This is a genomic window from Gilliamella sp. Occ4-3 (assembly GCF_001690675.1).
Lineage (GTDB): Bacteria > Pseudomonadota > Gammaproteobacteria > Enterobacterales > Orbaceae > Gilliamella > Gilliamella bombi.
On the sequence record NZ_LZHR01000029.1, the window covers coordinates 18,486 to 44,558 of the forward strand.

At 35.0% G+C, this 26,073-nt stretch carries 22 protein-coding genes; 11 read left to right on the forward strand and 11 right to left on the reverse strand.

Annotated elements, in window-relative coordinates; genetic code table 11:
* Nucleotides 1–64: 64 nt before the first annotated feature.
* From metF to A9G44_RS03500, 3 genes are all read right to left on the reverse strand, one after another.
* Nucleotides 65–940 carry a methylenetetrahydrofolate reductase [NAD(P)H] gene (gene metF, locus A9G44_RS03490; RefSeq protein WP_065609209.1) on the reverse strand — a complete coding sequence of 292 codons (876 nt, stop codon included), beginning with the start codon at nt 938–940 and terminating at the stop codon, nt 65–67.
* A gap of 133 nt (nt 941–1,073) precedes the next feature.
* Entirely contained in the window at nt 1,074–3,347 is a 2,274-nt protein-coding gene (gene metE / locus A9G44_RS03495; protein WP_065609210.1) for a 5-methyltetrahydropteroyltriglutamate--homocysteine S-methyltransferase, read from the reverse strand.
* Nucleotides 3,348–3,520: 173 nt separating this feature from the next.
* Complete coding sequence (locus tag A9G44_RS03500) at nt 3,521–4,072, reverse strand: YagU family protein (protein ID WP_065561279.1); 552 nt, start codon at nt 4,070–4,072, stop codon at nt 3,521–3,523.
* A 335-nt stretch (nt 4,073–4,407) separates the two neighbouring features.
* On the opposite strand from A9G44_RS03500, the gene A9G44_RS03505 reads away from it, so the two are divergent.
* From A9G44_RS03505 to A9G44_RS03535, 7 genes are all read left to right on the forward strand, one after another.
* On the forward strand, nt 4,408–6,105 hold the full coding sequence (locus A9G44_RS03505; protein ID WP_065609211.1) for an ATP-dependent nuclease: 1,698 nt from the start codon (nt 4,408–4,410) through the stop codon (nt 6,103–6,105).
* The gene (locus tag A9G44_RS03510; RefSeq protein WP_065561280.1) at nt 6,099–7,466 is read left to right on the forward strand and encodes a UvrD-helicase domain-containing protein; all 1,368 of its coding nucleotides are present in this window, start codon (nt 6,099–6,101) and stop codon (nt 7,464–7,466) included. The genes A9G44_RS03505 and A9G44_RS03510 overlap by 7 nt, the downstream gene beginning before the upstream one ends.
* A gap of 204 nt (nt 7,467–7,670) precedes the next feature.
* The gene (recN, locus tag A9G44_RS03515; RefSeq protein WP_065609212.1) at nt 7,671–9,332 is read left to right on the forward strand and encodes a DNA repair protein RecN; all 1,662 of its coding nucleotides are present in this window, start codon (nt 7,671–7,673) and stop codon (nt 9,330–9,332) included.
* 52 nt (nt 9,333–9,384) lie between these two features.
* Nucleotides 9,385–10,611 carry a bifunctional phosphopantothenoylcysteine decarboxylase/phosphopantothenate--cysteine ligase CoaBC gene (coaBC, locus tag A9G44_RS03520; RefSeq protein WP_065609213.1) on the forward strand — a complete coding sequence of 409 codons (1,227 nt, stop codon included), beginning with the start codon at nt 9,385–9,387 and terminating at the stop codon, nt 10,609–10,611.
* Complete coding sequence (dut, locus tag A9G44_RS03525) at nt 10,595–11,053, forward strand: dUTP diphosphatase (protein ID WP_034909576.1); 459 nt, start codon at nt 10,595–10,597, stop codon at nt 11,051–11,053. Before coaBC ends, dut begins: the two co-directional genes overlap by 17 nt.
* Entirely contained in the window at nt 11,050–11,643 is a 594-nt protein-coding gene (gene slmA, locus A9G44_RS03530) for a nucleoid occlusion factor SlmA (protein WP_034909580.1), read from the forward strand. Before dut ends, slmA begins: the two co-directional genes overlap by 4 nt.
* A gap of 61 nt (nt 11,644–11,704) precedes the next feature.
* Entirely contained in the window at nt 11,705–12,538 is an 834-nt protein-coding gene (locus A9G44_RS03535; protein ID WP_065609214.1) for a mechanosensitive ion channel domain-containing protein, read from the forward strand.
* A 63-nt stretch (nt 12,539–12,601) separates the two neighbouring features.
* On the opposite strand, the gene cysE is transcribed toward A9G44_RS03535, so the two are convergent.
* Nucleotides 12,602–13,363 (reverse strand): serine O-acetyltransferase, encoded by a 762-nt coding sequence (cysE, locus tag A9G44_RS03540; RefSeq protein WP_065609222.1) that lies wholly within the window; start codon nt 13,361–13,363, stop codon nt 12,602–12,604.
* Between the two features lie 171 nt (nt 13,364–13,534).
* Nucleotides 13,535–14,779, reverse strand: a complete 1,245-nt coding sequence (locus tag A9G44_RS03545; RefSeq protein WP_065609215.1) for an oligosaccharide MFS transporter — start codon at nt 14,777–14,779, stop codon at nt 13,535–13,537.
* A gap of 195 nt (nt 14,780–14,974) precedes the next feature.
* Here A9G44_RS03545 and A9G44_RS03550 point away from each other — a divergent pair, with 195 nt between their 5' ends.
* Nucleotides 14,975–15,979: a LacI family DNA-binding transcriptional regulator gene (locus A9G44_RS03550; protein ID WP_065575290.1), complete on the forward strand. Its 1,005-nt coding sequence runs from the start codon at nt 14,975–14,977 to the stop codon at nt 15,977–15,979.
* A gap of 44 nt (nt 15,980–16,023) precedes the next feature.
* Here the strand turns inward: A9G44_RS03550 and A9G44_RS03555 are convergent, their stop codons facing one another.
* Nucleotides 16,024–17,493 carry a glycoside hydrolase family 32 protein gene (locus tag A9G44_RS03555; protein ID WP_065609216.1) on the reverse strand — a complete coding sequence of 490 codons (1,470 nt, stop codon included), beginning with the start codon at nt 17,491–17,493 and terminating at the stop codon, nt 16,024–16,026.
* A 306-nt stretch (nt 17,494–17,799) separates the two neighbouring features.
* Here A9G44_RS03555 and A9G44_RS03560 point away from each other — a divergent pair, with 306 nt between their 5' ends.
* A complete protein-coding gene (locus A9G44_RS03560; protein ID WP_065609217.1) occupies nt 17,800–18,762 on the forward strand; it encodes an aminoimidazole riboside kinase in 963 nt (320 codons plus the stop codon).
* A 166-nt stretch (nt 18,763–18,928) separates the two neighbouring features.
* Here A9G44_RS03560 and ispC read toward each other — a convergent pair whose 3' ends face one another.
* From ispC to deoC, 3 genes are all read right to left on the reverse strand, one after another.
* Entirely contained in the window at nt 18,929–20,107 is a 1,179-nt protein-coding gene (gene ispC / locus A9G44_RS03565) for a 1-deoxy-D-xylulose-5-phosphate reductoisomerase (RefSeq protein ID WP_065609218.1), read from the reverse strand.
* Nucleotide 20,108: 1 nt separating this feature from the next.
* Nucleotides 20,109–20,870 carry a DNA-binding transcriptional repressor DeoR gene (gene deoR / locus A9G44_RS03570; protein WP_065609219.1) on the reverse strand — a complete coding sequence of 254 codons (762 nt, stop codon included), beginning with the start codon at nt 20,868–20,870 and terminating at the stop codon, nt 20,109–20,111.
* Nucleotides 20,871–20,931: 61 nt separating this feature from the next.
* Nucleotides 20,932–21,603 (reverse strand): deoxyribose-phosphate aldolase, encoded by a 672-nt coding sequence (deoC, locus tag A9G44_RS03575; protein WP_065568913.1) that lies wholly within the window; start codon nt 21,601–21,603, stop codon nt 20,932–20,934.
* A gap of 248 nt (nt 21,604–21,851) precedes the next feature.
* Here deoC and A9G44_RS03580 point away from each other — a divergent pair, with 248 nt between their 5' ends.
* Both A9G44_RS03580 and A9G44_RS13965 read left to right on the forward strand, forming a co-directional pair.
* The gene (locus tag A9G44_RS03580) at nt 21,852–22,394 is read left to right on the forward strand and encodes an HTH domain-containing protein (RefSeq protein ID WP_218837518.1); all 543 of its coding nucleotides are present in this window, start codon (nt 21,852–21,854) and stop codon (nt 22,392–22,394) included.
* A 106-nt stretch (nt 22,395–22,500) separates the two neighbouring features.
* A complete protein-coding gene (locus A9G44_RS13965) occupies nt 22,501–22,656 on the forward strand; it encodes an integrase core domain-containing protein (RefSeq protein ID WP_141672665.1) in 156 nt (51 codons plus the stop codon).
* Nucleotides 22,657–23,253: 597 nt separating this feature from the next.
* Here A9G44_RS13965 and A9G44_RS03585 read toward each other — a convergent pair.
* On the reverse strand, nt 23,254–24,660 hold the full coding sequence (locus tag A9G44_RS03585; protein ID WP_143426297.1) for a hypothetical protein: 1,407 nt from the start codon (nt 24,658–24,660) through the stop codon (nt 23,254–23,256).
* A 408-nt stretch (nt 24,661–25,068) separates the two neighbouring features.
* The gene (locus A9G44_RS03590) at nt 25,069–25,959 is read right to left on the reverse strand and encodes an IS30 family transposase (RefSeq protein ID WP_143426298.1); all 891 of its coding nucleotides are present in this window, start codon (nt 25,957–25,959) and stop codon (nt 25,069–25,071) included.
* Between the last annotated feature and the right edge of the window lie 114 nt (nt 25,960–26,073).

Sequence of the window (26,073 nt, forward strand, 5' to 3'; positions counted from 1 at the left end):
TTTTAGCTAGTCCGCAACAACTCCACAGTACTCCCAAAAAATATACTTTATCTTTATACCATCACTATTCCGATTTTGGCACCGCTAGCAATGTTGATACTGCTTCGCTAATGCGCCTTGCTATGTAGCTATTGTTCATGGTGTATAAGTGAATGCCATCGACATCTTGCGAAACTAAATCAACAATCTGATCGATTGCATAAGCAATACCGGCATCACGAAATGCTTCTGGATGGTGTTCGTATTTTTCCATCATTTGTTTGAATTTTTTAGGTAAATTCACCCCACACATTGATACCATACGCTCAATTTGGTTTTTATTGGTCACTGGCATGATGCCTGCTTCTATTGGAACATTAATGCCAATATCGCGAGATTTATCTAAAAATGTATAAAAATAATCATTATCAAAAAATAGCTGTGAAATAAGTTGATCGGTACCTGCATTGACCTTTTCTTTTAGGTGGATCAGATCTTGTTTTAGTGTTGCTGCTTCAAGGTGTCCTTCGGGATAGCATGCACCAATCACGTTAAAATCACCGTTTTCTTTAATGAATGTCACCAGTTCGCTGGCGTATCGAAAATCATCTTTAGGTTGCACATTCGGGCTGATGTCACCACGCAAAGCAAGCACATTATCAATTCCTGCACATTTAAGATCGTGTAGGATTTTTTGCATTTCAGCTTTATCAAAATTGATCCCCGGCAAGTGAGCGACGCTTTCAATGCCATAAGTGTGTTTGACTGAGTGGGCAATATCAATGGTGGTTTGACCATTTAAGCTACCACCTGCACCATAAGTGACACTGATAAAATCAGGTTTAAAATAACCAAGTTCACGCAATGTACTATAAATTGTTTCTAAAGGTGAGGTTTTTTTAGGAGGAAAAACCTCAAAGGAGAATACGGTTTTTTTATTAAATAGTAGATTTGTTTTCATTTGTTTCATCCATTGGTTATGTCATTCATTTCCCTTATTGACACTTCCGCCGCCCAAATAGGCGGCGGAAACGTAAGGCTAAACAAAGCCTGATTTGTTAATAAAAAACTCAATGACTTTGTAAAAATAGTACTTAGTTCAGTGTTTTTCTTACTTCTAAAGTGGCTTGTACTAAATGTTGTAAGCTTTCAACCACTTCTTTTTCGCCACGAGTTTTTAAACCGCAATCTGGGTTGATCCACAATTTTTGGTTATCAATCTTCGCTAGTAACTTTTCAATCGTTGCTTTGATTTCGGCTACTGGTGGTACACGTGGTGAATGGATGTCGTAAACCCCTGGTCCTACTTCAGTTTTGAAGTTGTTTGCATTAAGTACGTCAATCAACTGCAAATTAGAGCGGGAAGCCTCGAACGAAATAACATCAGCGTCCATTGCATCAATATCTTTAATAATGTCAGCAAATTCGCTATAACACATATGAGTATGAATTTGCGTATCTGCTTGCACTTTGCTATGTACCAATCTAAACGCAGGGATCGCCCAATCAAGGTATTCACTGTTCCAATCGGCTTTACGTAGTGGTAATTTTTCTTTTAATGCCGCTTCGTCAATTTGAATGATCTTAATACCCGCTGCTTCAAGATCTAATACTTCATCACCAATTGCTAATGCTATTTGGAATACCGATTCTTTTTGAGAAATATCTTCTCGTGGGAACGACCAATTTAGAATAGTCACAGGTCCTGTTAACATACCTTTAACTGGTTTGTCTGTCAGGCTTTGTGCATATTTTGAATATGCAACAGTAATCGGTTTTGAGCGTGAAATATCACCCCAAACAATTGGTGGCTTAACGCAACGAGTACCATAAGATTGCACCCATGCTTTTTCAGTAAACACAAAGCCATTTAAGCTTTCGCCAAAATATTCCACCATGTCATTACGTTCAAATTCACCATGAACCAACACATCAATGCCAATTTCTTCTTGTAATTTAATACACTGCGCAATTTTTTGTTGATTAAACTCAGTGTATTCGTTCAAGCAAATTTCACCTTTTTTGAATTTAGCACGATTTAAACGTACATCAGGTGTTTGCGGGAATGATCCAATAGTGGTTGTTGGTAATAGTGGCAAATTAAAGGCCTTTTTCTGCGCTGCTTCACGCACTGAAAATTCAGGTAAACGAGTAAAGTCCGAATCTTTTAATGCGGCCACTTTTTGGCGTACAGCTTGATTTGCGCCTTCACGCTCACGAGTAAATAATGTTTGGTTAGCTTTATAAGCGGCATTATTTTCAGCGTTTGCATCCTTAAATAATTGACCAAGTTCAGCAAGTTCTTGTAGCTTTTCTTGTGCAAAAGCAAAATAAGCACGTTGTTGAATAGTTAATTTGGTCTCATTTTGCAATGTATAAGGTACATGCAATAATGAGCATGAAGTATTAATCACAATATTTGCGGCTTTTTGTTTGATTTTACCTAGTAATGCTAAGGTTTTTTGGTAATTGTTTTTCCAAATATTTTTGCCATTTACCACACCAGCAAATAAGACTTTATCGGCAGGGAAGCTATTGTTTTCAAGTAAAGCTAATGACTGTTTACCTTCAACAAAATCAAGACCAATACCATCAAAAGGTAAAGCGACAAGTTCTTTATAACAATCACGTACATCACCAAAATAGGTCTGTAGAACAATTTTGGTGTTACCTTTAACCGATAAAATCGCTTGATAAAGTTCGGTAAATAAAGCGATATCGTCTTTATTTAGGTCAGTGACTAAAATGGGTTCATCAATTTGGATCCACTCAGCACCAAGCGTTGTGAATTTTTGGATGATGTCTTGATAAGCTTTAATAATATCAGCTTTAAAATCAACAAGCTGTTTTTTACCTAAATACTGCGCTAATTTAAAAAAGGTTAATGCACCAATCACAACTGGCTTGGTTTGCACACCTAACGCTTTAGCTTCTTGATATTCGTCAAAAGGTTTAGTGCCTGTTAACTTAATTTGTACTGAATCTTCAATTTCAGGTACTAAATAGTGGTAATTGGTGTTAAACCATTTTTTCATAGCGAGTGCTCGCACATCGCCTTTTTCACCCTGATAACCACGTGCCATCGCAAAATAACGGTCAAGTTCAGGTAAACCTAAATCTTGGTAACGTTTTGGAATAACATTAAGTAAACACGCTGTATCTAACACCGCATCATAGAATGAAAAATCATTAGATGAAATAAAAGCAATTTTTTGAGCCGCTTGTTGTTTTAAATGCTCAGCTCGTAGCGCTTTAGCTTCGTTTAATAATTCAGCTTGTGTTTTATTACCTTTAAAATAGGCTTCTGTTGCAAATTTAAGTTCACGAAGCTTACCAACTCGAGGATATCCAATAACAGCAGTATTCATTTTTATTTCCTTTTTATCGACTTTCTTTAGTGATAAAGAAGATAACAAAAAAAACAGATATTGAATAATTCTAGTTTTTTATTGGTTAATATAGTTTTTAACTATAACTAATAAAATAAAAAATCCCACTATAGTTAAATAGTAGGATTTAGTATTAAGTGATTTAGCTTAAATTATTGACGCCACTCGCCACGAATAGGTCTTGAAAAATGAGCAAGAACGGCAATCATACAAATTTCAATTGAAACGCCCCAATAGATATGACCCAAAATTTCGCTCCAAAGTTCATAGCCATTTAAATTCCACAACCAACCAACAGTACCTTCGGCATCATAAGCAGGATGACGAAAGCCAAGTAATGGAATTAAAAAACCATGCATAGAGATAGTAATAATCGTGCCATAAACAGCGCCATACCATAGTCGGATTTTGTTGCAATAATATGCACCAGCCACATAAACAAAGGCAAAAGCAAAACTGAATAACCAGTGATAAAGCGTTACCGCACCAGAAACAGTTGCTGTTTGATAAATATAATCAAGTGAATGAGAATCAATCCCTAACCAACCAAGCCATGCATCAATATGTGCAGCTGGAGGCGAAATTTCACCCGGGACACGAGGAGGCATATTAACCTCGGATCCCCACTTAACTAAAGCACTAATAAAACCACCAATGATTGTTGTCCAAATAATGACTTGACGATTTGTTTTATTTCCAAACATACTGGGTTTTCCATAATTATAATAATAGGTGTATAAATTATACTCCTGTGTAATTTGGGATAAAAGAAGAATAAGTGGGGTTGATGGTAATTATATAAGTTTAGTTAAATGGTGTGGGATTATGGATGTTTTTTACAATATGATAGGTTTATTTTTCCACTAGTAACATAAGGATTTGTTTGGTTATTGAACTGTTATTGTAAATAAGCGAAGTGAAAATGATTGTTGAAGGTAAATAACTCCAGTTGATATCTTTGTAAATTAACAATTTTTATCATACCATTATTATAATATACTTACACAGATACTAAACACGGTAAGGGTATTCATAAAATATGTACATCAAAAAAGTAAAAATTAATAATTATAGGAATTTTAGAAATTTTGAAGCTATTTTACAAAAATTAACTGTTGTTGTTGGTGAAAACTGTACAGGTAAATCAAATTTTTTTTCTGCTTTATCCTTACCCTTAGCAAGCAACAGCATTGCCTACAATCAGAAAAAACTGAATGTATCTGATATTAATAGAGAAAGTATAAAAGAGTTTTACCGTTCAATAATAAATAGAGAACCTGAAGAGGAACAACTCAATAAGATACCAAAAGTTACAATAACGCTCCAGTTTGTAGAACCAGAAAATAGCTATGAGAAAGCTATTTTATTTAATTGGTTAATAAAAGATGAGGATGAGGATTGTTTTAAAATTCGATATGATTTTAAACCCAAAGATAATAAAGAATTCTTAAATACTGTACGTTCTTTATTAAAAGATTCAAAAATAGAAGATATAAACTGTTTTACTCTACCTATAGAATTTTATGATTATCAAATAGTGTCAGTAAATAATGAAAAGCTAATCAGTTTTAATGAACTAAAAAATATTAAAATTAATCATATTAATGCCGAACGTGATAATTTCTCAGATAGTAGCACAATGAAATCCAATAGCATACTCACGAGATTACTAATTAACAATTTAAATGAAACAGAAAAAAATATAATTAATCAAGCTTATATAAGTTTTTTCTCTGAGATTGAGAGAACTAAAACATTTGAAAAAATTATTCAAATAAATGAAGAATTCGAAAATATTACAGACCATCTAAAACAATTGGAGTGTATTCCAAACCTTCCTAATTTAAAAAATATTTTATCTAATATAACATTGAGATATGGGGAAGAGTTTCTTTATCAAAGAGGTTTAGGACAGAGAAATTTAATCTATATTTTCATTCTATTTGCTTATTATAAGATAAATAAATCTACTTTCAATTTATGTTGTATTGAAGAGCCTGAAGCGCATTTAAGTATTAACAACCTAAAACTTGTTACTGATTTTATCCATAAAAGTGTCAATAATAGTAACTCTTTATTACAAACAATCATATCCACGCATAGTCCTACTGTGATTAATAAATTAAAACTATCAAACGTCCTTGTTTTGACTGGTGAAAAAGCTATTAATTTATCTAATACATCTCAAGAATTATTAAACTATCTTAGAAAACGCCCTAATTTCGATATTCTTAAATTGCTTTTTGCTAATAAAGTTATTTTAGTTGAGGGAACTACTGAGGAAATGCTAATAAATGCATTTTTAACTAGAAATTGTTCGAAGCTAAATAACATAGAAGTCATTTCGATTAATCAAAAGGGTTTTAAAACATTTTTAGATGTATGGTTAATTCTTAATAAAGAAAATAATAAGAAAAAAATTGGGATTATAAGAGATTTTGATGATCAACATAATGCAAAAAATGAGCATCAACAATATGATATCAAAAATGAAAATATCACAGTAAGAACAACAACAAAATATACACTTGAAGATGATTTTGTTGCTACAAATGATAATCTTAAGAGTTTAAATAAACTATTTAAAAAAAATTTTAATCAGGAAGAAATGTCAAAGCACCTTAAATCAGATAAAGCTGAAGGTATGCTCCTAATTTGTGATGCTTTACTTAAAAACGAAATAGAATTAAGCCTGCCTACTCATATTGACGAAGTGATAAGGAAAATATTATGTTAGAAATTCAAATAGCTGGAGCTGGAGCAGGTAAAACACACGAGTTAGCGCAAACAATAATTAAACACATTAATACTATAAATGACCATAAGGTAATTTTTGCGTTAACCTATACCAACTCAGCAACCGAAAAAATCTATTACGAGATATTAAAATCATTAGGATATATTCCGAACAATGTAGTGATCGAAACAGTCCATAGTTTTTTACTTAATAAAATTATTTATCCATTTTCATTTTATATTTTAGGGGATAAATATAATAATTGTTCAACAATCGCACTTAAGGATGAAAAAAATAGTTATAAAGGACAGAAAATCAAAAGACTAAAATTAAAAAATATTATTCATTCTGAAAAAATATACAATATTTCTAAACAAATCATTGACGAAAATAATAGAAAACATAGTAACAAAGAAAAGAAAGCGAAGGTCAGGTTCATACTTGATCTATTACAAGCAAAAATTGCAAAGATTTTTATTGATGAAGTACAAGACCTTGATAGTGACGGACTAGAAACGTTTAATATTATAGCTAAAAAATGTTCTGATGTGTATATGATAGGAGATCCTAAACAAGCAATTAAGTATAGCAATGCTTTAATTGATTTTATTAGGAAAGTTGAATCTGAAACCTATGTAATATTGCATCCTATAAATAATGTAACTCGGCGAGTTCCATCAGAAATATTAGCTATTTCTAATCGTTTTTGTTATCCCAATCAAAAACAAAACTCAATAAATCAAAATAAAGGAATTTTGAAATATTTAGAATCAACACATCCACAATTTATCAAGATCATTCATGAATATATTAAAAAGCATATAGTTTGTATTGATAAAAAACAGGGTAGATACTCAACTAGTAAGCATATAAAAGTAACATTTCCTGATTTTATTGAAGAAAAAATTAAAGCTTGTCCCTCTAAATTAGACAAAAACTTATTAGTAAAAGCAGCTCATATTGATTTTCTCGAAGAAATACAACAATCAAATATAGAAAAAGCTATTCAAGATTTACAAGCAAAATATTCCTTTCGTCTGAAAGAAGCTGAATATGCAGAATTTTCTTCTCAATTTAGCAAAAATCCTAAAAACATATTTAATATATCTAGTATAGATTCTATAAAAGGACTAGATTCGGATTCATGTGTCATTATCCTTTCTCTAAATATCTATAATTATTTAATACAAAATAATTTGCCACAAAAAAATAAATTCAATAAGGTGTGGAAGCAAGTTTATGTAGCCTTAACTCGAGCTAAACAAGAACTCATAATTGTTATTGATCATGAATTATTAGAAAAAGAAAACATCGATGCAATGAAAATTGAACTTGAAAAATTAGGTTTTGTACCCTATTAACATTCTTAGCTAAAACTGTGTGTAAATTTTTCTTTTGGTGTTACAACCAATCCTTATTGTCAATATTGATATGGCAAAATCACTTTATACCTATATATATCCTCGCCTCCTCCCAAAAAACAAAAAAAACCACCCTGTATTTATTTACAGTGTTTTTACTGCTATACTGCCAATATTATAACTAGCCTTATGTATTAATTTATTATGATAACTCAACTAACTATTAATAATTTTGCTATTGTGGATCAACTTCTTGTCGATTTTACTTCGGGGATGACGGCGATTACGGGTGAAACAGGAGCGGGGAAGTCGATTGCTATTGATGCATTGGGATTATGTTTAGGTAATCGTTCTGATGCTTCATCTATTCGACATGGCGCTGATCGTGTTGATATTTCTGCAAGTTTTGTGCTTGATGATACGCCAGCGGCTTTTGATTGGCTAAGCGAAAACCAACTTGATGAGGGTAATGAGTGCATTTTGCGACGAGTAATTAATCAAGATGGGCGTTCTAAAGCGTTTATTAATGGTCGAGCTGTTCCTATTTCGCAATTAAAAGATTTGGGGCAAATGTTGATTCAAATTCATGGGCAACATGAGCATCAGCGCCTGTTACGCAGTGATTATCAGCAGTTGTTGTTAAATCATTATATGAATGAACCAACACTACTTGCTCAAATGCATCAAGCCTATAAGAAATGGAAAGAAGCAACACGGGCTTACCAGCAATACGAAACAACAAGGCAAGAGCGTGATGCACATATGCAACTTTTGCAATATCAATTAAAAGAACTTAATGAATTTTCGCCCATTGAAGGGGAGTTTCAACAAATTGATGAAGAGTACAAACGGTTATCTAATAGCGAACAGTTAATTAATCTAAGCCAGCAATCTGTCATGTTGTTAGACGAGGCAGACGACTATAACGTCAGTAATTTACTAAGCAGTGTGAAAAATAGTGTTCAAGAACTAACCTCGCTTGATCCAGCGTTAAATAACGTTTATAACATGTTGGAAGAGGCATCTATTCAAATTAAAGAAGCAAGTGATGAGCTTCGTCATTATAGTGAACGTTTAGAACTCGATCCTGCTCGAGTCATGCAACTAGAACAGCGGTTATCTAAACAGATTGCTTTGGCGCGTAAACATCATGTCTTGCCCGAAGAATTGCCAGATTTACATCAAACTTTGTTAGCTGAATTTAAACAAATTAATCAGCAAGATGAACAAAGTGAACAACTTAAAAATGATATTACTAAATACCATCAAATCGCCGTTGAAATTGCTACAAAATTGCATCAAAAAAGGTTAACGATAAGCAAAACATTAGCTAAAAAAGTCACCACTATTATGCATGAATTATCTATGCCTAATGGACAATTTAGTATCGATATTGCTTTTGATGAAAATCGATTAAATGAAGACGGTGCTGATCAAGTCACTTTTTTAGTTAGTACTAATGTAGGACAAAGCCCCCAACCACTGGCTAAAGTTGCTTCGGGTGGGGAATTATCGCGTATTGCTTTGGCAATTCAAGTTTTAACTGCGCAAAAAATGGATACGCCAGCTTTAATCTTTGATGAAATTGATGTTGGGATCAGCGGTCCAACCGCCGCAAAAGTGGGGCAACTATTAAGGCAGCTTGGACAATCAACTCAAGTAATTACCGTTACTCATTTACCACAAGTTGCAGGACAAGCTAATCAACACTATTTTGTTAGTAAACAAACTAATGGTAAAAAAACCACTACAGATATGCAAAAATTAAACGAAAATGGGCGATTAAACGAGTTAGCGAGATTATTAGGCGGCGATAAAATTACAGACGCAACATTAGCCAATGCGAAAGAGCTACTTATTATCTAACTTAATTGTGGTAATATAACGCTTTCATTTTTGGTGTGAAGGAAGCATGATCATGAGTCTATCGGGTAAACGTATTTTGTTAGGGATTACTGGTGGGATTGCCGCTTATAAATGTCCTGACCTTGTTCGCCATTTAAAAAAATCTGGCGCGCAAGTGCATGTAGTTTTGACTGATTCTGCTAGCCATTTTGTCACTAAAATGACGCTTCAAGCTGTTTCTGGCAATCAGGTTTCTAGCGATCTCTTTGATCCATCGGCCGAGCTTTCTATGAGTCATATTGAACTTGCCAAATGGGCAGATTTGGTATTAATTGCGCCTGCAACCGCCAATATTATTGCTAAAATGGCAAATGGTATTGCCGATGATTTGTTATCAACAATTTGTTTAGCAACATCTTCGCCAATTGCTATTGCTCCAGCGATGAATCAACAAATGTATAAAGCCGCCGCAACTCAACATAATTTATCTGTATTAGCGTCAAGAAATACCTTAATTTTAGGTCCAGACAGTGGTTTTCAAGCTTGCGGTGATGTTGGACCAGGACGTATGCTTGAGCCGCTCACTATTGTTGAGGAAATAACCCACTATTTTAAATCAACCTCAGTGCTTTCAGATATATCAATTACCATTACGGCAGGACCAACAATCGAAGAAATCGATCCCGTTCGTTATATTAGTAATTACAGCTCAGGAAAAATGGGATTTGCAATTGCAAACGCCGCTGCTCAAATGGGTGCCAATGTCACATTAATTAGTGGACCAGTTCATTTACATACGCCGAATAATGTCAACCGAATTGACGTTAAAAGCGCTAAACAGATGTACGATGAAGCAATGAATCACGCTAAAAAATCAAATATTTTTATTTCTTGTGCCGCTGTTGCCGATTATCATGCTAAAACAATTGCGACACAAAAAATTAAAAAAACGGGCGATAACGATGAACTTGTGATTGAATTAGTTAAAAATCCCGATATTGTAGCAAGTGTCGCAGCGCTAAAAACACATCGCCCTTTTGTGGTAGGATTTTCCGCTGAAACTAATGATGTTAAAGCTTATGCACTAAAAAAATTAACCGCAAAAAACTTAGATTTAATTTGTGCTAATGATGTTTCTGATAAAACCATTGGCTTTAATTCCGATCAAAATGAATTAACACTGTATTGGCAAAATGGTGAGCAAACGTTACCATTAAGCAGTAAAAACCAATTAGCAACACAGTTACTTCAAACTGTTATAACACGATATAAAGCGAGTCATGATGAAAAGAAAAATTGATATAAAAGTATTAGACAAACGTTTAGGTAACGAATTTCCTCTGCCTACTTATGCAACTGAAGGATCTGCAGGCATTGATTTAAGAGCAATGTTTGATAAAACAACCGAAATAAAACCAGGAGAAACTATCCTAACCCCGACTGGTTTATCAATGCATATTGCTGATCCTAGTTTAGCGGCATTAGTGTTACCGCGTTCAGGGCTTGGTTCAAAAAATGGTATTGTACTTGGTAATTTGGTGGGTTTGATTGATTCAGATTATCAAGGACAACTATTTGTTCCTGTTTGGAATCGAAGCCAAACTCCTTTTGTGATTGAAGCAGGCGATCGAATTGCCCAACTAATCATTGTTCCGGTTGTACAAGCCGAATTTAACATTGTTGATGAATTTGTTGAATCAGCACGAGGCGAAGGTGGTTTTGGACATTCGGGTAAAAAATGATCGTGAGTAGCAAAAATAGAAATCGCAAAGAAGATATCTTACAAGCATTGGCAAAAATGCTTGAATCTAATGAAGGCACTCAAAGAATAACTACGGCCAAATTAGCTGCAACAGTAGGTGTTTCTGAAGCAGCTTTATATCGACATTTTCCGAGTAAAACAAAAATGTTTGAAAGTTTAATTGTCTATATTGAAGATATCTTGTTATCCCGTATAAATGTGATCATGCATGAAGAGCCAAATACATTTACTCGGTTACAACTTATTCTTGCTTTGATATTAGGATTTTCTGAAAAGAACCCAGGATTAACCAGAATTATGACTGGGCACGCATTAATGTTTGAGCAAGATCAGTTACAAGAACGTATTAGCCAGCTATTTGAACGAATTGAAACTCAAATTAAACAAGTTTTACGCGAGCGAAAAATTCGTGAAGGTGTTGCCTTCATAACTGATGAACGTATTTTATCTAGCCAATTATTAGCTTTTTGCGAGGGCATGATGGCACGTTATTCTCGTTCAGGTTTTAAATATCTACCAACAACTAATTTTGATACACGTTGGTCTTTATTAATCAAACAACTTGTTTAGCCAATTGCGAATTAAAATACTTTAACAAAAATTTCTATTACCCATTACTGAGGATAATAATATGAATTTTGAAGGTTTCTTAAATTACACCCTTTCATTTATCGAAAAATATGATGGGGTTGTTTTTAGCTATATTGCTCATTTCTGCTTTGCCATTATAATTTTTGTTATTGGTAGAACTATCGCTAGATTTATTAGTAACCAATTAAAAAGAATATTATCAAATCGACACGTTGATCCAACTGTTGTTAAATTTGTCAGTGCATTAGCATACTATGCGACTATTGTAATGACATTGGTTGCTGTTTTAGGTCAATTAGGAGTACAAACAGCATCCATTGTTGCAGTGATTGGTGCGGCTGGCTTAGCTGTTGGTTTAGCGTTACAAGGTTCACTATCTAACTTTGCGGCTGGAGTGATTTTAATTATTTTTCGCCCATTTAAAGTCGGTGAAACGGTAATAATCAATAGTCAGCAAGGTATTATTGATTCTATACAAATTTTCTCAACATCTATTGTTACACCAACCAACGAACTAGTTATAATTCCTAACAGCCAAGTAGTAAGTGCTAATATTATCAACTATACTCGCTTACCAGAAAGACGTTTAGATTTGGTGGTTAATGTTGGTTATGATTCAGATATTCAAAAAGTCTATCAAGTATTAAAGCAAGCTGTTGATAAAACTAATAATATATTAACATCCAAAGAGCCTACCATTCGATTAGATGTTTTAGATGCGTCCTCGATGAATTTTAATGTGTTAGTTTGGACATTAAACGAAAATTATGGCGCGGTAAAAGGTGAGCTGCTTGAAAATATCAAAAATGGATTAACTGAAAATAATATTAATATTCCATACCCAACAATGGATGTAAATCTTAACAGTAAGTAGCCAATCAATTATTAAAAACTCCGTCTGTGTTTATCAACGGAGTTTTTTATTATCTAATAACAATTAAATATCTTGATCCATATTTAATGCTGGTTTTTCGCAATCAGGGCAACCCACCACTTTGGCTGGTACACCTGCAACGGTTGTATGCTGAGGTACGGGATCTAACACAACAGAGCCAGCTCCAATTTTAGCACCTTTACCTATTTCAATATTACCTAAAATCGTTGAGTGAGCTCCAATCATCACCCCTTCACGAATTTTTGGATGGCGATCACCATTTTCTTTACCCGTTCCGCCTAATGTAACCGATTGTAAAATAGAAACATCATTTTCAATTACCACTGTTTCTCCAATAACAATACCTGTTGCGTGATCAAACATTACTCCACAGCCAATTTTTGCCGCAGGGTGAATATCAACACCAAATACAATCGCAATTTGGCTTTGTAAAAAAATAGCCAATGATTTACGGTTTTGCTTCCAAAGCCAATGTGCAATTCGATAAGCTTGCAAGGATAAAAATCCTTTGTAATAAAGAAGTGGTGTTGAATAGTAATTAGTGGCTGGATCGCGAATATAAACAGCCATGATATCGCATATAGCTGACTGAATAATATTTTGGTCCGCTTGATAAGCCTGACGGGCAATTTCACGAATTTCAATAGCGGGCATAACCTGAGAAACAAGCTTATTAGCTAAAATATAGCTTAAAGCACTCCCCAGATCTTCATGATTGAGTAAAGTTGCATGGAAATAACTAGCTAACATCGGCTCGCTTTCAACTAACTCAGAGGCTTCTTGTCGAATGGTTTTCCATAACATCTCGGGTTTAACAACTACTTTTACATCGTTCACTACAAGTCCCTATACATATTATCTAAAATTGCTAATATTGTTTCGCAAACTTTCCTTAGAAGCAAGGATTGTATTGATTTAACATCAATATGGAAACAATATGTTTCCATATTTATAATTATAAGGGCTAATTTAAAATTATTGTTGTTTTGCTTTTTTCTCGTCACTTAAAGTAAATATAGCTATTATTGAAGTAATCAAAACAACACCTGCAAGCACATAAAATGTTGTCGCATATCCTGTATTATCAAATAATTTACCCACAAACCATGACAACACAATAACGCCAAGATTCGATGAAATATTAAAACCAACTAAATAAAGTGTAGCAGATAACCGAGCATCAAAATTACCTACAATATATTTAAACATCGCCAAAATAAATAATGGAATTTCAATTGCATGAAATAACTTAACGAATGATATCAGATAAATATTATCTAACGTTGCAGATAATGCAATTCGGCAAATCATAACTAGTGCAGCAACTAATAGCGATTTTTTAGCTCCCATTTTGTTAATAAAATAAGGAGCAATAATCATACAAGTTGCTTCTAAAAAGACTTGGAAGGAATTTAAATAACCGTAAACTTGATAGCCATCTTCTGGTTTTTCAAAAAAACCAGTATAAAAATTAGGAAATAACTGTTGATCATAGATAGTATAAAAACTATAAGTACCAATAACAAACAACACAAACAACCAAAATTTTTGCAAACCAAACAGCGATAAGATTTCGCCCATTGTTGGTATAGTCGTTGTTTTTTCTACTAAAGTAGTATCGTTATTTTCAGTTGGTGATGCTTGATATTGTTTTGGCTTAAATATCATATTAATGGTGAAAAAGATAACCGCAACACCCGACGCCATCCAAAAGTTAATATGAGGATCAATGCCAAATAAAATACCCGCAACAAACGTTGCAGCAGCATAACCAAATGATCCCCAAAAACGAGCAGGACCAAATTCAAAGCCAAATAATCGACTAATACGTTCAATAAAAGAGTCAATCAAAGCACTGCCCGAAATAAAGCTGGCACTTAAAACTGGTGCACCGATACAAACACCCCAAATAAAATCATTTTTTAATAAAGGTTCATACACATAAATTAAAAAAGGGCCAATAATAACCATGATAATACTTTGGAAGGTCACTACGGCTTTACCTATTTGTAATTTATCTTGGATAATGCCATAGAAAATCATGAAAAACATGGCTGCGGCAGAATTAGCCGCATAAACAATACCTAACTGCTCACCGGATAAGTCAATTTTACTTTTTAGCCAAATTGCGTAAAAAGACCACCACAGCGACCACGCAGCATAAAAAGTAATAAGGTAACCAGACGAGAACCAATAGTTTCTATTTTTTATCATATTCATGTTTATTACTCTTATATTGTTGAAAATCGATGAAGTTTAACGTTAACATTATTGTCATATTTGATACTAAATAGATAGAACCAATTGTCATAAATGTTACTTACCTCACACTTTTTATCATTTCTATTTGTGGTATCATCATGCATAGTAATGGCTGATAATCATTTTTATCTTGTTAAACAAAAGGATTTAATTATGGCTTCACTTAAGGATGTTGCAAAGCTAGCATCTGTTTCATTGATGACGGTTTCACGCGCAATAAATAACCCTGAAAAATTAAATAAAGAAACTTACAAACGCGTTAAACAAGCTATTGAGCACCTTAATTACGTACCTGACTTATCGGCAAGGAAGATTCGTGGTGATAATTCAGGACCAAGAGCAATTGGTGTTTTGGCATTAGAAACAGCAATGACGCCATTTTCGGTAGAATTACTACAAGCCATAGAAAAGACTGCACAAGATCATGGTTGGAATACCTTTATCGTTAATTTATTTGATGATAAAGATCCCGATCATGCAATAAACACCCTGCTATCATATCGCCCTAACGGTATTATCTATACCACGATGGGATTAAGAAAAGTTGAACTTCCTGAAAAGTTATTAGATAAAAATGTTGTATTAGCCAACTGTATAAGTGATTCAAAACAACTAGCTTGCTACATTCCAAATGACTATTTGGGTCAATATCAAGCCATGCAACAGGTAATAAAGAAAGGCTATAAAAAACCATTATGCATTTATTTATCAGAAACCACATTAGCAGGGAAAACTAGACGTAAAGCTGTTGAGCAAGCGTGGTTAGATGCGGGTTACAATTTAAATAAGATTACTAGTTACCATACCTCAACTTTATCAGATGATCTTGCTCAAGAATATATGATGACGGTTGATATACTCAAACAGCATTGTAATAAAAACCCCGATTTTGATGTATTAATTTGTGGTAATGATCGAATAGCTTTTGTTGCTTATCAATATTTACTTGGTCAAGGACTTCATATTCCTTCTGATGTGGCTGTATTAGGTTACGATAACATGGTAGGTACTGGAGAACTATTTTATCCCCCCCTGACAACAGTGCAATTGCCTCATTATGAGATTGGAGAACAAGCAGCTTTACATATAATTAATAACAAAAACCAAAAACAGATAATACAGGTAGCATCACCTTATTTAGAAAGGAATTCATTATAGCTTACTTAAATTGACCGCCAAATGGCGATCAATTCAATCATCAATTACGCATAAATAGATTTTAACTGCCAGCTATCTACTTTGGTTATTCTGGCGCTACCATTTTCAGCAAATAAATTAACTACTCGCTCTGCTGGTAATTTTGGATAGATACGGCTTGAAAGGCTATATAAATCACCATTAACAAATACTTCTACAGATGAAGCATCAACATACACATGTAAAGTTAATTTTTGGCTCTCTGGTAATGGTACGCTACGATAACCAGTTAATTCAAGACCAGATAAACTACGATCAAGAACAATACGATTAGATTGTAAATCAACATATAGTAATGTTGCTTGTTTACCATTTTCAGTGGCAGCAAGTTGCAAACCAAAACGCTCAGCATCACTTTCTTTTAGATCAAATTCAACACAAAGTTCACAATAAATTGACTCAATATTGGTATTTTTAAGCTCACTATTGAGTATTATTTCATCAAATGATTTTGGCTTTTCGCGCAATGCTTCAAGTTCCTTTATTGGGCGATTTCTGACTTTATTATCTTGATCTAAAATCAGTTCACGAGGAAGTGTAAATGCGCCTGCCCATTTATCTTTTTTGCTTGGCATGGCTGACTGCCACATATCCATCCAAGCAAAAATAATACGACGTCCATCAGCGGCAAGAAATGATTGCGGTGCATAAAAATCGTGTCCAAAATCCATTTCTTGAAAGGGTTTAACTATTGAAAATTGCTGCCCAGGTTGCCAATTACCTACTATATAGCCTGATTGGAATTGATTACGATACTGATAACCTTTTGCTTTCAACCCTTGTGGTGAAAACATCAAAACCCATTTATCACCAAGTGGAAAAAAATCAGGGCATTCAAGCATATAAACATCAGGATCGATATCACTCACTACAACATGATCCAATTGCCATTCATTTAAATCATCAGATCTAAATAGTAAAACTTGACCAACATTATTTGGCGTTCTTTGACCAACAACCATCCACCATTTACCATCTTGTTGCCACACTTTAGGATCGCGAAAGTGCATTACTCCGTCTTGGGGTATAAGTACTGTGCCTTGCTTTTCAAAATGAATGCCATCTTTACTAGTTGCAAGACATTGGCTTTGTCGAATCTGTTCATCATAACCTTGGCCACTCAACCATATATGACCAGTATAAATTAAGCATAACTCACCATTATTATCTACGGCCGATCCAGAAAAACAGCCTGACTTATCAAATTCTTGATCGGGAGCAATAGCTATTGGCAACCTTCTCCATGTGATTAAATCATCACTAACAGCATGTCCCCAATGCATTGGTCCCCAATTTTCATCATAAGGATGATGCTGATAAAAGGCATGATATTGACCTTTAAAATAAATCAAACCGTTAGGATCATTCATCCAACCAGCTGGTGGAGCTAAATGAAAATGTGGATAATATTGTTTATTCATTACTTTTTCTAAATTTTTAACAGCTAGATTGGCTTTATCAATAGCAGTAGACATAAAAACCCCTTTTTTATCCAATATTAGATACCTTTATTTAATAGTATCTTAATTTAATTGTTAACGTTAACTGTTAATGAAATTAGCGATAAAATATGTGATGATAGTCACATATTTTTAACGTTAACAATGAATTTTTTGTCAAATGATTTAGTCTATGGCGGACTTTTAAAAAATGACTATTATAAATTCAACAACAGATTAACTATTAATGACTTTACTAAAAAGATGACATATTTCAAAAAACTCAAGTAATCTGTCTCTATACTAGATTACCGCAGTAACTAACTATAATCGAGTTAAAAAATGAATAATACTAAAGTTTGGTCCCTTGGGGATGCCGTTATTGATTTATTGCCATTTGGTGATATGAATTATAAAGCATGTGCTGGTGGCGCACCTGCAAATGTTGCAATTGGTGTTGCAAAATTAGGGTTGCCTTCAGCGTTTATTGGTCGTGTTGGTAATGACCCTTTTGGTGATTTTATGGAAACCACATTCCGCCAATATAACGTTGATTGTCAAAGCCTTGAAAAAGATGAACATCATCGAACAAGTACTGTGGTTGTTGATTTAGGAAAAAACGGTGAACGTAGTTTTACTTTTTTGGTTTCACCTTCAGCTGATCAATTTTTATCTCAGCAAGCAATTCCTAATTTTAACCAAGATATTTTACACTTTTGCTCTTTGGCGCTAGTTGGCCACACCTGCCGTCAAACACTTAAAATTGCGATTGAACAGCTTACCGCTAAAAATGGCCTAATCAGCTTTGATGTTAACTTGCGCGAACAGATGTGGGTCAATAAAGACGAAATGCGCACCACCATTACCCAATTTTGTCATGATGCTGATATCCTCAAACTATCAGACGAAGAACTATTTTGGTTAACTCAAAGCAATGATTGGAGTGAAGCATTAAATAAACTACAACAACACTATGAAGCATCATTAAAATTAATTACCAAAGGTAAAGATGGCAGCATTGTATTATGGCAAGGCAAAACATTTTCGTTTGATTCGTACCATGTAAATAGTGTTGATACAACCGGTGCAGGTGATGCTTTTGTCGCAGGATTACTCAGCAGTATTGCATCATCAGGCATGCCTGATGATAAACTGATGTTAGAAAGCATGATGACCATTGCCAGTGCTTGTGGAGCCTTAGCTACAACCAAAAAAGGCGCATTAACTGCACTACCTGATAGTACATTTTTACAATCATTTATTAGCGATAATCCAACATTAACAGCAAAACAAATAGCATACTAAAAATAGTAAAAACTTACTAATAGGGCAGCAAGATTGAACACAATAGTTTCAAAATATAATTATGATTGACTGCCCTTTACCACTCAATAACTTAACTACTCAGTAATTTAACTATTTAATAACTCAACTATTTAGTTAAATTACTGTTTATAAAATCAAATAGCATTTAACACCGACTGCATTGTGATCTTGCCCATTGATCTATCATAAAAACATCATCAATTATCGATGGCTCAGGGAAAGCCAATTGATCTAATACTTTTGATACATTTTTAGCAATATCCATAAAACCAATTTTATGTTGCAAAAATGCTTCAACCGCAACTTCATTGGCAGCATTGAGCGCCGTGGTAGCCGCTTGGCCTTGATTAAAGGCATCGATTGCCAATTTTAAACATGGATAACGGTCAAAGTCAGGTTGTTTAAATGTTAACGACGAAATTTGCGTAAAATCTAAAGGTGGTACGCTTGAAAGCACACGATCGGGGTAAGACATGGCATAAGCAATTGGCGTGCACATATCAGGCACACCAAGTTCAGCCACCACACTACCATCTTGATAACGCACCATGGAATGGATGATTGATTGCGGATGAATAATAATTTCCATTTCATCGGCACTGGCATTAAATAACCAACGAGCTTCAATATATTCAAGGCCTTTATTCATCATCGTTGCCGAATCGACAGATATTTTTTTGCCCATCGACCAATTAGGGTGAGCCACCGCTTGCTCGGGGGGGACATGTGCCAGTTTAGCTAAATCCCAATCGCGAAATGGTCCGCCAGATCCTGTTAACACGATTTTAGTAATACCATGCTCAGCAAGGTTAGCAAAACCTAAATCATGCTGTACCGCCGTTGGTAAGCTTTGAAAAATAGCGTTATGTTCGCTATCTACCGGCAACAACTCAGCGCCATACTCTTTAACCGCTTGCATAAATAAATGCCCACAGGTTACTAGCGATTCTTTATTGGCCAACAAAATACGCTTACCTTTTTTAATCGCAGCAAGGGTTGGTTTTAATCCTGCGGCTCCAACGATTGCGGCCATCACTTGATCGACCTCGGGCAACTGCGCTAAGTCGCAAATGGCTTGTTCACCACTTAACACTTCAATATCCAATTTTAAATTAGCAAGATTTGCTTTTAACTCTGTCGCGGCTTGTGCGGTTGCCATGGCAACGTATTTAGGCTTAAACTCTTGGCATTGCTCGGTCATTTTCGTCACATTACTTGCACCAACTAAAGCATAAGCCTTAAAGCGCTGTGGGTTTTGACGAATAACCGCTAGCGTACTGCAACCAATTGAGCCGGTCGAACCTAAAATTGTGATATTTTTCATATTAATAAATTAACGTTATCTTATGGTTATTAAAAAAAGTAATAAACTCATTACTCGGCGCTTTATCTGTAATAATTTGATTAAACAAAGTTAACCCACCAATAAAAGCTGGCCTAACTTGATCAAACTTAGTATGATCCGCAATTAACATAGCTTGACCTGAACGTTGTATTGCTGCACGCTTCATATTAAGCTCATCAAAATGATAACACGTTACGCCTTGCTTAATATCAATCCCCGCGGCCGAAATAAACGCTTTATTTGGGAAAATCGAATTTAATTCACTATGCTGTCCAATAGCGCTAAAAATCGCATTATTAGCCTGATAATGACCACCACATAAAATTGTCTTACAATTAGATTTATTTTGTAATGCTAAAAATGCGTTTAATGAATAGCAGATAGCGGTAAAAGTTATTTCATCATCAATGGCATCAATAATAAAAGGAATAGAGGTACCACAATCAAAAAAAACGGTATCGTTTTCTACAATGTATTTACTAGCTATATTGGCAATATATTGTTTTTCATAAACCTGTTTATCTTGTTGGTCTGACAAAAAATACGGGGTAATTTGATGACGAGCATCACTAACAACATAGCCACCCAAAACACTTAGGGAACAACCAACATTGCTCAAATCTCGGCGAATGGTCATTTCTGAAACAGCCAACAACTTAGCGGCTTCTTTTAAATGAATCTTATCTGTTTTTTTTAAAAGTTGAATAAGATCATTCACTCTTTTTTGTGATTGTGTTTCCATGCTGATCCCATAAATCAATAATAACAAGCTACATAAGTAGCTTATTAATTGATATCATTGATTAATAATCACTGGTCGAAGTTACATTACCAGAAACAATCGCAATACCAGCACTAGCCCCTAAACGCGAAGCCCCCGCTTGAACCATTTTTTCAGCCGTTTGACGATCACGAATACCACCCGATGCCTTAACGCCCATCTCATTGCCAACGGTATCACGCATCAACTTAACATCCTCAACCGTTGCGCCAGATACACTAAACCCAGTCGAGGTTTTAACAAAAGCAACACCGATTTGCTTACAAATTTCACAGACTTTAGCAATTTCGTCTTTAGTTAATAAACAAGTTTCTAAAATCACTTTTAATGGCACAGCGCCACAAGCGTTAAATACCGCCTCAATATCTTGTTTAACCGCATCCCAATCATTGCTTTTTAACCAACCCACATTGATAACCATATCGATTTCTTGCGCACCTGCTTTAACCGTCATTTCGGTTTCAAAGGCTTTAGCGCTAGTTAGCATTGCACCTAAAGGAAAGCCAACTACTGAACACACTTTTACATCGCTACCTTTTAGTAAACTAGCCACTAAAGGAACATAGCCTGAATTAACACAAACTGAATAAAAATGATATTGTTTAGCTTCTTCACAGAGTTTAGTTATTTGGTCTTTTGTTGCGTTCATCGCAAGTAAAGTATGATCGATATACTTTGCATAATTCATAGTGATGTCCTTAATTTTTTTAGTTTTGATGTCTAATTTAATGAATTTGTTAGGTGTAAAATGTTATTTTAATAACAGATATAAGGTGATAATGTTATTATAGTAACATTATGTCGTAATTGCTTGAAATAGTACAGATAAAAATTGAAAATCATCTTTTACTTTTAGCATAAAAGTTACAAAATAAATATTTGAAATATAGCTTAACTGTAGGATTTACAGCGTTATTTACAGTAATTTGAGAAACTACTGTAATGAATATACATAAAAAAACAAAACTAACGCCTTATCACAGACAAGAGATATGGCGCTTATATCATAAAGAAAAAATAACGGTCACTGATTTGGCAAAACGCTTTATGGTCAGTCGGCCTACCATTTATAATGTACTAAAAAAAGCCCGATTGAAGCTTTTTGTGCCTTTAACCAGTAAGAATGAACGTTATAAAACCATTCGTTATGGAATTAAACGTCTGGTTAAAGTCGAAAAATCGATTGCAGATAAATTAAGACGGCAAGCTAAACGCTATAACAAAACCTATCCGGGAGAAATGCTACACGTTGATACCAAACGTTTACCTTTACTTAAAAATCAAACGAAACAGCAAACTAGAGAATATTTATTTGTCGGTATTGATGATTTTTCACGTGAGTTTTATGCAGACATTTACCCCGATAAATCCCAATTTAGCCAAGCACTATTTTTACAAAATGATGTGTTAGCCCAATATCCTTATATAATTGAATGTATTTATCCCGATAATAGACGTGAATATCAAGGCACCAACGAATACTAATTTGTTAAAATGTGTCATAACCATCATATCAATCAAAAATTTACCAAACCCGCCTGCCCACAAACGAATGGGAAAGCCGAAAGAGTGATACGAACTTTGAATTGCGATGTGGCATAATCAGCATATATTTAGCGATTCAAAAGATAGAAAACAAAAACTGAAACGCTTTATTAATTTTTATAATACCGTTAAACCACATAAAGCGATTTCAGGGAAAACGCCTTATGAGTTTTTAGAAGATTATTTTAACCATGAAGTGTAAACAACTCTGCGTTTTCCTACAGTTCATTTTTACTGGCTAAAGGAATAAATAGCTTCAACCTGACTTTCTTTAGCACTTTATAAATGGTCGGACGACTAACCATAAACATTTAGCCAAATCAATAACGGTTATCTGCTCTTTTTGATATAAGCGCCATATCGCTTGTTTGTGATACGATGTTAGAATACGAAAATGAAAATTACCACATTGAGCCACCCACAGCCGTGATAGCAATTAAATTTAGAATGGAACAACAAGACCTAACGGTAAAAGGCCTTTCCCTAGCAATTGGATGACCGAATCAAGTTTATGAAAGATTAAACGACAAACGTAAATTAACCCGGTCAGTGATTAAAAGATTTAATCATTTGTTTAATATCCCACTTGATAGCTTAATCCATTAATCGAAATCAATCCGTCGCTTGAGGGATTTTTAAAAGAGCCCTGTACTTATTTTTGTGCACATTGTTATTAATATAGGAAATTATATTTCTTTCAGTCGCAACAAGCGCAAGCTAATGGGAAGCCTAAACTACGCAAGGGCTTGTTTCTTTGTTATATTACTCTCTATTTGCTCCATAAGCGCTCCCCCCCTAACTAAGGAGTAGTACAAACAGCAGGATGTTCGCCGCCGCGGTATCTGTAGACGTAACCATTATTCGAGTTGACATCAAAATAAGTGTCGTATATCGCATCACTCGTCCAGTAGCCAGTGAAAAGGAGGAAGCCCGCATCGGCGTACCTGCCCATGTTGCCCCACTCCGTGAAAAAACCTGCACCTATATGACGCTGGTAATACATAGTACCTGACGACGGCGTGGCGCCATCTATCCCATCAACACATGGAAACCTATCATTCGCCTGTACACCACATTTTGCATTGGTTAAATCCCTTATCCTAGACAGATGATAGCCCAAACTACTACACCATGTAGTTTGACCTGAAGGAGTATCCGTATAATTCCCCCGATTGACAAACCACTTCTGCAATACAAAACCATACTTCACCACATTACCACTTTTATCCCTACCGACCAACTCGAAGGTCTGTGGCAAAAATGGACGTGTAAGTGGACTTGGACTACTTGAGTTTATTTGACTACTATCAGCCTTAGGACCTGTTAATGTTACCCGTGTTACATATTGTGATTTATCCGTAATCCATCCATCTTCGTTTGTACCTTGGTTTGGCAACCTCCAAGCCACCGTTGCATTTAGATTACCACTTGTATTAACTGTCCAACGCAACTGACTTGCGTCAATACCCGCTATATCCAAATCAAAATACAAGCCATTTGCACCTGTAGTAGGAAAGTTTAAACCGTAAGATGATGGGTTTGTTGACTGAACTAAAAAGCCCTTTGTTGGACGCCATATGTTAGATGGGCCTGCCCAGTTGCCTGTGCCACGGTCTAGATTCGGCCTGACCGAACAAATAACCGGCTGTGACGACAAAGTGATATAATAATTCGCCGCCCCTGCGTAAAACCGACTTGTCTTTGGCATACCATAACGCGTCTCTAAAGTGCCCCCTGTACTATCTAAAGTGACCTTATAAGGCGCGTTACATAGACTTAATGTGTCACTACGATTAACCGCAGTGCCATTTCTATCCTTTATTGCTAACGATATACTCCCTGATGCCGTTACTCCCCCTACTCCCTGTCCGTCGCCATCATCATCTCCCCATTTCCCTTGGCTGATTAGACTACTTAAACTAGTTGATGTTGCACCCGACGGTATTACCATATGAATATCATTAAAGGTGAAATTTCCACTAGGTAACCTTATCGGATTTGTAAAACTTGATGTGTTAGTTGACTGCGTAATACGTCTTCCATCTGGCAACTCGATTGCCAGAAAGGTGTCTGTATTGGTTGCCTTTGTCTGCCCTCCATCAAACGTTAAATAAGGCGCACTGCCCGCAATTGCCTTTGTGGTTTGCGCCGATAACGCTTGTGTATCAAACGAACACGGCAATAACAACAACGGTGCAAAGACCAATGAATACCTTGATAATAACGATAAAGGCTTAAACCTAGACCTCAACGACAGTCCTGCCGATAAACACAGCTTCGCTACGCAAAATGACTTAGGTGATAAAAATAAGAATTGTGTCTGTTTCTGACTATGATGAAATTGAAAAAAATTTATAGCGAAAGTTTGGCATACAAGATGTCGTAGATAATAACGCATTTCGATTATTCCTTTAAGTAATTACTTGTTTTTTTTGTTTTTTTTGTGATTAACTACTCAACTAATGAGCTTTCCCTTGCTTCGAAGGAGTTTAGATTATAACTGAATGATTAAGAATGCGCTGGTTTTTTTGTTAAAATTTTGTGAAGATCTGTTAAGTGAGTAAAGTTAAGCTTTTGGTGGCGTGTTTTGGAGAATGTTTTTTGAATAAAAAACCTAGATTACACCATGAAGTGCAATTTGTCTTAACTCCTTCGAATAAAAGGAGGCAGGGCTTTTAAACTTATGCCGTTTTCTTGGGCGTGTGTTCAATAGATATTGTATTTTCTTTATCTGTTTGTCGTCAACTAATGAAATGGCCGCTGACTTTGGTATAAACTGACGTATTAAGCCATTGGTGTTTTCATTTGTGCCCCTTTGCCAGCTTTTATAAGGCTCCGCAAAGTATACGGTAGTATTTAAATAATGCTCAATAGCATGATGATAATTAAATTCGGTTCCATTATCAAAGGTGATGCTTTTAACCATTTTTTTAAACGGCGTTAGCAATTTTATTATCATATCTCTCGTTTCGGAGGCGGTACGTTGATTGAGGCGCCCAATTAATACTAGCCCTGTTTTGCGTTCAACTAATGTCACCAATGCTTGCTTGTCTTTACGGCTAATAATCGTATCTCCCTCCCAATGTCCTCGCGTTTTCCGGCTTTCTACATAACTTGGACGTTGTTTAATTGACCGTTTATATCGGCGGTCTCCTTCTTTAATACTCGGTGCCTTACAATGCCTATAGGCTTTGCCTTTTCGTCTTAGATAAGGTTTGAATTGTTCATAGCGCGCTTTATTTTGATAAAGATAGTTATAGATTGATTGGACGCTGACTTTCTTTAAACGTGCAGCAATCTGCTCTGGGCTGTAATAAAGCATGAGGTATTTTTCAACTTGGCGCCATACCGAAGACTCTATTGGCTTACCATTACCGCTGTTTTTTCGCCTTTTCCTAGCTAGGGTTACCGCATCATGTGCTTGATAGGCTTGATTAGGTTTTGAGTTTCTTTTTATCTCTCGACTTATTGTCGAAGGATGTCTATTAAGTAGCTGTGTAACTATCCCCTAAAATAGTACAGCAAAAAAGTAGAAAATTATCTATGATAAAAGTAAAAGGGGATTTAATTATGAAAAAAATGACTGAACATCAAATCGTCGCTATTTTAAAAGAAGCTG

Coding starts and splice junctions, on each gene's coding strand:
- metF (WP_065609209.1), bottom strand. CDS start 940: ATGAAAACAAATCTACTATTTAATAAAAAAACCGTATTCTCCTTTGAG.
- metE (WP_065609210.1), bottom strand. CDS start 3,347: ATGAATACTGCTGTTATTGGATATCCTCGAGTTGGTAAGCTTCGTGAA.
- A9G44_RS03500 (WP_065561279.1), bottom strand. CDS start 4,072: ATGTTTGGAAATAAAACAAATCGTCAAGTCATTATTTGGACAACAATC.
- A9G44_RS03505 (WP_065609211.1), top strand. CDS start 4,408: ATGTACATCAAAAAAGTAAAAATTAATAATTATAGGAATTTTAGAAAT.
- A9G44_RS03510 (WP_065561280.1), top strand. CDS start 6,099: ATGTTAGAAATTCAAATAGCTGGAGCTGGAGCAGGTAAAACACACGAG.
- recN (WP_065609212.1), top strand. CDS start 7,671: ATGATAACTCAACTAACTATTAATAATTTTGCTATTGTGGATCAACTT.
- coaBC (WP_065609213.1), top strand. CDS start 9,385: ATGAGTCTATCGGGTAAACGTATTTTGTTAGGGATTACTGGTGGGATT.
- dut (WP_034909576.1), top strand. CDS start 10,595: ATGAAAAGAAAAATTGATATAAAAGTATTAGACAAACGTTTAGGTAAC.
- slmA (WP_034909580.1), top strand. CDS start 11,050: ATGATCGTGAGTAGCAAAAATAGAAATCGCAAAGAAGATATCTTACAA.
- A9G44_RS03535 (WP_065609214.1), top strand. CDS start 11,705: ATGAATTTTGAAGGTTTCTTAAATTACACCCTTTCATTTATCGAAAAA.
- cysE (WP_065609222.1), bottom strand. CDS start 13,363: ATGTTATGGAAAACCATTCGACAAGAAGCCTCTGAGTTAGTTGAAAGC.
- A9G44_RS03545 (WP_065609215.1), bottom strand. CDS start 14,779: ATGAATATGATAAAAAATAGAAACTATTGGTTCTCGTCTGGTTACCTT.
- A9G44_RS03550 (WP_065575290.1), top strand. CDS start 14,975: ATGGCTTCACTTAAGGATGTTGCAAAGCTAGCATCTGTTTCATTGATG.
- A9G44_RS03555 (WP_065609216.1), bottom strand. CDS start 17,493: ATGTCTACTGCTATTGATAAAGCCAATCTAGCTGTTAAAAATTTAGAA.
- A9G44_RS03560 (WP_065609217.1), top strand. CDS start 17,800: ATGAATAATACTAAAGTTTGGTCCCTTGGGGATGCCGTTATTGATTTA.
- ispC (WP_065609218.1), bottom strand. CDS start 20,107: ATGAAAAATATCACAATTTTAGGTTCGACCGGCTCAATTGGTTGCAGT.
- deoR (WP_065609219.1), bottom strand. CDS start 20,870: ATGGAAACACAATCACAAAAAAGAGTGAATGATCTTATTCAACTTTTA.
- A9G44_RS03580 (WP_218837518.1), top strand. CDS start 21,852: ATGAATATACATAAAAAAACAAAACTAACGCCTTATCACAGACAAGAG.
- A9G44_RS13965 (WP_141672665.1), top strand. CDS start 22,501: ATGTGGCATAATCAGCATATATTTAGCGATTCAAAAGATAGAAAACAA.